Source organism: Nocardia violaceofusca NBRC 14427 (genome assembly GCF_963869435.1).
Classification (GTDB): domain Bacteria; phylum Actinomycetota; class Actinomycetes; order Mycobacteriales; family Mycobacteriaceae; genus Nocardia; species Nocardia aobensis.
Genome location: NZ_CAWMPM010000022.1, coordinates 1 through 9,159, shown reverse-complemented (window position 1 = coordinate 9,159; position 9,159 = coordinate 1). Strand labels below are relative to the sequence as shown.

General features: G+C 71.1%; 1 protein-coding gene and 1 pseudogene. Both read left to right on the top strand.

Annotated elements, in window-relative coordinates; all coding sequences use genetic code 11:
* Positions 1-5: 5 nt before the first annotated feature.
* Positions 6-5,471, top strand: a pseudogene (locus AC5592_RS17510) (type I polyketide synthase); the annotation flags it as partial.
* 54 nt (positions 5,472-5,525) lie between these two features.
* The coding region (locus tag AC5592_RS17505; protein ID WP_157121981.1) for a type I polyketide synthase at positions 5,526-9,159 on the top strand (3,634 nt) is incomplete at its 3' end.

The following is a 9,159-nucleotide window of genomic DNA, read 5'->3' as shown; positions in this document are numbered from 1 at the left end:
AACGGCTCAGCCGGTATCTGCGGAAGCTGACCGGCGATTTGCGCGCCGCCAAGAAGCAGATCCGGGATTTGGAGGACCGCGCCGGCGAACCGATCGCGATCGTCGGCATGAGCTGCCGCTATCCGGGTGGCGCCGACACTCCGGATCGGTTGTGGGATCTGGTCGCCGCCGGCGCCGACGCGATCGGCCCCTTCCCGGCCGACCGGGGCTGGGACCTCGAGCGGCTGTTCGACACCGATCCCGACGCACCGGGCACCGTCTACACCCGGGAAGGCGGATTCCTCGACACCGCAGGCGATTTCGACGCGGCCTTTTTCGGCATCGGGCCGCGCGCGGCCGAGGCGATGGATCCGCAGCAGCGCCTGTTCCTCGAAGCGGCCTGGGAGGCGCTGGAGGACGCCGGCCTCGACCCGGCATCGCTGCGCGGCAGCGATACCGGCGTATTCGCCGGTGTGATCCACCAGGACTACGGGCCGCGCGTCGGTGCACCGGGGCTCACCGCCGAGACGGAAGGTCATGCGTTCCTCGGGGTTTCGGCCAGTGTGCTCTCCGGCCGCGTCGCGTTCACCTTCGGATTCAAGGGGCCGGCGCTCTCGGTGGACACCGCATGCTCGTCCTCGCTGGTGGCCTTGCATCTGGCCTGCCAGGCATTGCGGCAGGGCGATGTCTCGCTCGCCCTGGTCGGCGGGGTCACCGTGATGTCGGATCCCGGTCTGCTGATCGCCTTCGGCCGCCAGCGGGCCCTGTCCCCGGACGCGCGGTGCAAGGCCTTCGCCGCGGCGGCCAACGGGACCGGATTCTCCGAGGGCCTCGGCATGCTGGCCGTCGAGCGACTGTCGGATGCTCGCCGCCACGGCCACCGCATCCTCGCGGTGGTGCGCGGCAGCGCGGTCAACCAGGACGGCGCCAGCAACCAGCTGACCGCACCGAACGGTCCGGCGCAGGAGAAGGTGATCGCGCGGGCGCTGGCGAACGCCGGGCTGGCACCCGCCGATGTCGACGCGGTCGAAGCGCACGGCACCGGCACCACCCTCGGCGATCCGATCGAGGCGCAGGCGCTCATCGCCGCCTACGGTCGCGACCGGGCCGGTGATCCGCTGCGGGTCGGCTCGCTGAAATCGAATATCGGCCACACCTCGGCCGCGGCCGGTGTCGGCGGTGTGATCAAGATGGTGCAGGCATTGCGGCACGAAATGCTGCCCGCGACATTGCATGTCGATGCGCCGACACCGCATGTCGACTGGTCGGCCGGAGCGGTGCGACTGCTGACCGCCGCGGAGCCGTGGCCGGCCGGGGGCCGGGTCCGGCGCGCCGGTGTGTCCTCCTTCGGCGCCAGCGGAACCAACGCGCACGTGATTGTCGAGGAGGCGCCCGCACCGGAGCCCGCTGCCGAAGCCGCGGATCCGGCCCCGGAGCAGGATGCGGTCGCATCCGCCCTCACCCCGGTGCTGATCTCGGCGAAATCCGAGGAGGGCTTGCGGGGGCAGGCAGCCGCGCTCGTGCGATGGGTCGACGACCACCCCGACCTCACCGTCGACGACCTCGGCTATTCCCTGCTCACGACCCGCACCCGGTTCGAATGGCGGGCCGCGGTGCCGGCGGACGGTCGCGACGCGTTGCGCGCGGCGCTGTCCGACCTCGCGGAATCGGGTGCGGCGAGCTCGGCCGTCGTGACGGGGCGGGCGGTGACCCGCAAGACGGCGCTGCTGTGCACCGGCCAGGGCGCACAGCGCGCCGGAATGGGACGTGAACTCTACGAGGCGTTCCCGGCATTCGCCGCCGCCCTGGACGAGATCTGCGCACAGTTCGATCCACTGCTGGGAGTGTCGCTGCGGCAGGTGATGGTCACCGGCGCGGACTCCACGGCTCTCGATCGCACCGAATTCACCCAGCCCGCACTGTTCGCCTACGAGGTCGCGCTGTACCGGCTGCTGAACTCGTTCGGCGTGATACCGGATGTGCTGATCGGACATTCGATCGGCGAGCTGGCCGCCGCGTATATCGCCGGTGTGTGGTCGCTGCCGGACGCCTGCCGTCTGGTCGCCGCCCGCGGTCGCCTGATGGGGCAGTTGCCGACGGGTGGCGCCATGCTCGCCGTCGCGGCGGCCGAATCCGAGGTGACCGAGATGATCGCCGGAGACCGGAGCGTGTCCGTCGCGGCGGTGAATTCGCCTGGCGCAGTGGTGATTTCCGGTGACGAGGACGCGGTGGCGGCGTATCGGGCGCGGTTCGCCGACCGTGGCCACAAGACCGCACAGCTGACCGTCTCACATGCCTTCCACTCCCACCGCATGGATCCGATGCTGTCCGAATTCGAGTCCGTCGCAAGGGAAGTGGAGTACCGGCGCCCGCGGATTCCCCTCGTGTCGGATGTGTCCGGCCGGATCGCGGGCGAGGAAGTGCGCGATCCCGGCTACTGGGTGCGCCAGGTGCGCGAGCCCGTCCGATTCGCGGACGGAGTCGACTCCCTGGTCGCCGCGGGCGTCCGGCGGTTCGTCGAAATCGGGCCCGACGCTGTGCTGACGGCGATGACCGGGCAATGCCTGCCGGAGGATCTCGACGGGGAGCCGACCGTCGTCGCGGCCGCGCGTCGCGGACGCGGCGAGGTCGAGCAGTTCGCGCACTGCCTGGCGCAGATGTACACGGCCGGTGCCGAGGTCGACTGGAGCGTGTTCTTCGCAGGCCGGGACGTGAAGCGAGTGTCGTTGCCCACCTACGCGTTTCAGCGTCGGCGCTACTGGCTCCCGTCCGCGCCCGGCGCCCGCGGGGGCGAATCGGCCGGTTTCCGCGCGATCGATCATCCGCTGCTGGAGGCGGTGTTGCCGATGGCGGACGGCGGCCTCGTGTTGTCCGGTCAGCTGTCGCCGCGGGCGCAACCGTGGCTGGCCGACCATGTCATCGGCGGGGTCATGTTGTTGCCGGGGACCGGATTCGTGGAACTCGCCCTGCGTGCCGGCGCGGAGGCGGGCTGCCCCGTCGTGGACGAACTGACGCTCCGGGCGCCACTGGTACTGTCCGCGACGGACAGTGTGCCGATCCAAATAGTCGTCGGCACAACCGAATCCGACTCATCGCGGCGCCCGGTCTCGATCTACTCGCGCGGTGCCCACGACCACGACGGCGAGTGGGTGCTGCACGCCCAGGGTCTGCTGTCCGCCACGGATGCGGCTGCGCCCGCACCGGAGATCTGGCCGCCCGCCGCGGCCGCCGCCGTCGACATCGACTACGGCAAATTCCTCTCGCGCGACTACGCCCTGGGGCCCGCCTTTCGAGGGGTGCGGGCACTGTGGCGACGCGGTGAGGAGGTGTTCGCCGACATCGCCGCCGACGCGGACACCGGTGTCCGCGCCGACGGATTCGGCATCCACCCGGCACTGCTCGACGCGACGCTGCAGGCGGGTCTGCTGGCCGATGTGCTCGAAATCGATGCCGGACAGGTGGTGTTGCCGTTCTCGTGGGAGTCGGTGTCGCTGTCCACCACCGAGGCGTCGCTGCTGCGGGTGCGCCTGACCGTCAGCGGATCGTCGGTCTCGATCCGAGTCACCGACGGCCACGGGCGGCCGGTGCTGTCGGGATCGGTGACCATGCGGGCGACTCCGGTGGCGCAGCTCGCGGCGGCGGCCGCCGCCGATCCGGTGCTGGAGCTGGTGTGGTCGCCGGCCACGGCCGAAGCCGGGGCGGCCGAGGCGAGCGTGGGGTGGTGGGATCGGCTGGAGCCGGAAGCGCCGATACCCGCGGTGGTGGTCGTCGAGGCCGGGCGCACCGCCGGCGCCGACGTCGTGGCCGCCACGCATACCGAGGTCGCCCGCGTCCTCGGCGTGCTGCAGCAGTGGCAGGCCGGGGACCGGTTCGCGTCGAGCACCCTGGTGGTCGTCACCCGCGGCGCGGTGGCGCTGCCGGGCGAGGACGTGACCGATCTCGCCGGTGCGGCGGTGTGGGGGTTGGTGCGGTCCGCGCAGGCGGAGGATCCGGGGCGAATCATGCTGGCCGACACCGACACCGACACCGACTCCGGCGTCGACGAGCACCTCGCCTCGACGGTGCTGGCTGTGGGCGAACCCGAAGTGGTGGTGCGCGCCGGTGTCCCGCACATCGCTCGGCTCACCCGCTCCGCTCCGGCGTCCGCGCAGTCCGGCGACACGTCGGCATTCGGTGCGGGCACGGTGCTGATCACCGGCGGCACTGGTGGCGTGGGCGCCGTCGTGGCCCGGCATCTGGTGCGCGCGCACGGGGTGCGGTCGCTGCTGCTGGTGAGCCGCCGCGGCATGCGGGCCGCGGGTGCGGCCGCGTTGTGCGACGAGTTGGAGCAGGCGGGCGCCCAGGTGAAGGTGGTCGCCTGCGATGTCGCCGACGCCGGCGCCGTGGCCGGTCTGCGGGCCCACGTGCCGCCACGGTGGCCGCTGTCGGGTGTGGTGCATGCCGCGGGCGTGCTCGACGACGGAGTTGTCGCCTCGTTGACCCCGCAGCGCATCGATACCGTGCTGGCGCCCAAGGCGGATGCCGCCTGGTACCTGCACGAGGCGACCGCGGACCTCGAGCCGGCCGCGTTCGTGGTGTTCTCGTCGGTGTCCGGCACGGTGGGAGGCCCGGGACAGGGCAACTACGCCGCCGCGAACACCTTCCTCGACGGTCTGACGGCCCATCGCCGGGCCCGTGGGCTGGCCGCCCAGTCGGTGGTGTGGGGCCCGTGGGCGCGCACGAGCGGTATGGCCGGACACCTCGACGCGAGCGATGTGGCGCGGATGAACCGGGCCGGATTCACCGCCCTCTCGGACGAGGCCGCGCTGGCCGGATGGGATGCGGCGCTCGCGCGCGGCACGGCCCATCCGGTGATCGTGGCGCTGGACACCGCCGCGATCCGGGCCCGGGCCGCTGCCGGCATGCTGCCGCCGGTGCTGCGGACGCTGGCCCCGCCGGCCCCGCGCCCCCCGAAGGAAGTCGCATCGGCGGTCGCCCCACTGCCGCAGCGGCTTACGGGACTCGACGCCGATCGGCAACGGCAGATGGTGCTCGAGACCGTGCGCGACCACATCGCGGCCGTGCTCGGGCTCAACGGTGCGGCCGCGATCGCACCCGAGCGCACCTTCCAGGATCTGGGGTTCGATTCGCTCGGCGCGGTCGAGTTGCGCAACCGGCTCAAATCTGTCACCGGCCTGTCGCTGTCGGCCGCAGTGGTTTTCGACTATCCGACCCCGAAGGCGCTCGCCGGCCATCTGCACGCACAACTGGCCGGTGCGCCCGTGGACGTGCGGCCACGCCCGGCCGACGCCGTGTTCGACGACTTGGAATCCGCGCTGGCACTGGGCAATTGGGACGACGAGCAGAAGCGGCGGATCGTGGCTCGGCTGCAGTCCGTCGCCGCGAGTTGGGCGGCTCGAACCGACCCCGGCGGCGGCGTGCCCGAAGACGATGTGGAAAACGCTTCCGAAGCGGAGCTCTTTGCGATTCTCGACCGGGAACTGGATGCCTGAGCACCGGTTCCAGGCTCGAATTCCGTTAGCGTAGAAAGATTCTGGGTTATTCAGATGGCCGACGACACCAAGCACCTCGATTACCTGAAGCGGCTGACCGTCGAACTTCGCCACACCCGTCAACGCCTGCGAGAGATAGAGGATCGGAGATCCGAACCCATCGCGGTGGTGGGTGCGGGCTGTCGCTTTCCGGGCGGGGTGGCGTCTCCGGAGGATCTGTGGCGCTTGGTGTCGGACGGTGTCGACGCGATCGGCGACTTCCCGGTCGATCGCGGCTGGGATGTGGACGGCCTCTACGATCCGGACCCCGAGGCGCGCGGGAAGTCGTACACCCGATCGGGTGGATTCCTCTACGACGCGGCGGAATTCGACGCCGACTTCTTCGGTATCGGGCCGCGTGAGGCGTTGGCGATGGACCCGCAGCAGCGACTTCTGCTGGAGACGTCGTGGGAGGCGCTGGAACGCGCCGGTATCGACCCGTCGACGGTGCGGGGCAGCGACACCGGCGTCTTCGCCGGCGCGGCGAACGGAGAGTATGCCGATCTGCTGCACGACGGCCCGGTCGACCTGCGCGGCTACCTGCTGACCGGTACCACCGGCAGCGTCGTCTCCGGCCGGGTGGCCTACGCCCTGGGGCTGGAGGGCCCGGCGGTCTCGGTGGACACCGCGTGTTCCTCGTCGCTGGTCGCGGTGCATCTGGCGGTACAGGCGTTGCGCTCGGGGGAGTGCGCGATGGCGCTGGCCGGCGGCGTGACGGTCATGGGCTCACCCGGAATGTTCGTGGAGTTCTCCCGGCAGCGAGGCCTCGCGCCGGACGGACGGTGCAAGTCGTTCGCGGCGGCCGCGGACGGCACCGGATGGTCCGAAGGCGCGGGAATGCTGGTGCTGGAACGACTGTCGGATGCGCGACGGCGCGGGCATCGGGTGTGGGCGGTGATCCGGGGCACGGCGATCAATCAGGACGGTGCGTCCAACGGCCTGACCGTGCCGAACGGTCCCGCGCAGCAGCGGGTGATCCGCGCGGCACTGGCCGATGCGCGACTGGCGCCCGGCGACGTCGACGTGGTGGAGGCGCACGGCACCGGCACCGTACTGGGTGACCCGATCGAGGCGCAGGCTCTGTTGTCGACCTACGGGCAGGGCCGCGAGCCGGACCGTCCGCTGTGGCTGGGCTCGCTGAAATCCAATATCGGTCATTCGGTGGCCGCGGCGGGCGTGGGCGGCGTGCTCAAGATGATCATGTCCATGCGACACGGCGCGATGCCGCCCACCCTGCACGTCGACGAGCCGACACCCCGCGTGGACTGGTCGGCCGGCGCCGTCGAACTGCTCACCGAGCGCCGGGATTGGCCGGCCGAACCGGACCGGCCCCGCCGGGCCGCGGTGTCCTCGTTCGGTATCAGCGGCACCAACGCGCACGTGATCCTCGAACAGGCGCCCACCGACGAATCCGCCGAGGCCGCCGGTGCGGGCCCGGAAAGCGATGTCGCCGAGGTATTTCCGTGGGTGCTGTCGGCGAAGTCGGAGACCTCGTTGCGGGCGCAGGCCGAGCGCCTGCGCGAATCCCTGATCGCCGATCCCGCCCCGTCGGTGGCCGATGTGGCGTATTCCCTGGTCTCGACCCGCGCGGTCTTCGACCATCGCGCCGTGGTCCTGGGAGACGACCACGCCTCGATGCTGCGTCGCCTGGCCACCGTGGCCGCCGGTGAGCAGGGTTCCGGAATCGCCACCGGCGTCGCGGAGCCGGCGCGGGTGGCCGTCATGTTCGCCGGTCAGGGATCGCAGCGGACCGCGATGGGGCAGCAGCTGTACCAGCGATTCCCGGCATTCGCGGAGGCGTTCGACCGGATCTGTGCCTACCTGGATCCACTGCTCGGATGCTCGTTGCGCGAGGCGATCGACTCCGGAACCGACCTGGACCGGACCTGGCTGACCCAGCCGGCGCTGTTCGCGGTCGAGGTGGCGCTGTATCGGCTCCTCGAAACATGGGATGTCACACCGGAGGTCGTGTTCGGGCATTCGATCGGTGAGATCGCCGCCGCGCACGTGGCCGGTGTGCTGAACCTGTCCGACGCCTGCGCGCTGGTGGCGGCGCGCGGCCGATTGATGCAGGAATTGCCCCCCGGCGGAGCGATGCTCGCGGTACAGGCCGGTGCTTCCGAGGTCGGCGAACTGCTCGACGGTCTGGACGGCGTGGACGTGGCCGCGGTGAACGGGCCCGCGGCAGTGGTGATCTCGGGCCGCGCGGAGCGAGTGGACGAACTCGCCGAGCTCCTGCGAGCGCGTGGGCGGCGCGTCAAACGGTTGCGTGTCGGCCATGCGTTCCACTCCGCACTCATGGAACCGATGCTGGAGCGTTTCGCCGAGGTGGTCGAGACCCTGCGGTTCGACCCGCCGCGAATTCCGGTGATCTCCACGGTCACCGGCGCGATGGCCGATCCCGAGCTGTGGTGCTCGCCGCGATACTGGGTCGATCAGGTGCGCCTGCCCGTCCGGTTCGCCGACGCCGCGGCCGCCGCCTGGGCGCAGGGCGTGGACACCTTCCTCGAGGTGGGGCCGGACGCGGTCCTGTCGGCGGCCGCGGCCGACTGCCTGCCCGAGGACGCGGCCACGGTGCCCGTACTGCGTGCCGACCGGGACGAACCCGCCGACATCCTGGCCGCCGCGGCACGGCTGTTCGTGCGGGGAGTGCCGGTGCGCTGGAATGAGGTCTTCGCCGGGCGGAACCCGCGGCAGGTGGAACTGCCCACCTATGCCTTCGATCGTCGGCACTTCTGGCTCGAAACCTCCCGTGGCCCGGCCGGTATGGGCGCGGCTGCTCCGGTCGGAAATCTCGACCGGATCCCCGAATCGCTCCTGCGCGTCGAGTGGATCGCCGCCGCGCGGCCGACACGGATCGTCGATCCGGAACGCATCGCGGTGGTGGGCTGGAACGCGGCGGACGTGCGGAGTTACCCCGATGCGGCGGCGCTGATCGCCGACCTGGATGCCGCGGTCGAGTCCGCCGTCCCGGACATCGTGTTGTGGAAGTGCCCGACGTTCGAGGGCGCGCCGCCGCTCGCGGCTCGGCGGATCGTCGCCGAGCTGCTCGAGACCGTGCACCTGTGGTTGCGCGATTCGCGGCTCACCGCCTCGCGGCTGGTCGTGGTGACCGACCGTGCCGTCTCCATCGATGCGTCCGACCCGGTGAATCTCGGGCAGGCGCCGGTATGGGGGCTGGTGCGGGCCGCGCAGGCCGAGCATCCGGGCCGCTTCCAGCTTCTCGACGTGAACCACGATGTCCGGGAACAGAGCGCGAGAACAATTGCGACATACGTCTTTTCGGCCGGAGAAGAACCCGAGGTCGCGCTGCGGGGCGAAGCTCGGTCGGTCGGTCGGCTGCGTCGGCACGATGCGGCGACGGTCGTCCCGGCGCTCGGATCGGGCACGGTGTTGGTGACCGGCGGGACCGGCGGGCTGGGCGCGTTGCTCGCTCGGCGTCTGGTGGTGAATCACGGTGTGACGCATCTGCTTCTGGTGTCGCGTCGGGGTTTGGCTGCGCCTGGTGCCGAGCGGTTGCGTGATGAGCTGGTGGCGTTGGGTGCGGGGGTGCGCGTTGTCGCCTGTGATGTGTCGGATCGTGACGCGTTGTCCGAGTTGATCGACGGTATCTCCGATGAGCATCCGTTGGTTGGTGTGGTGCACGCCG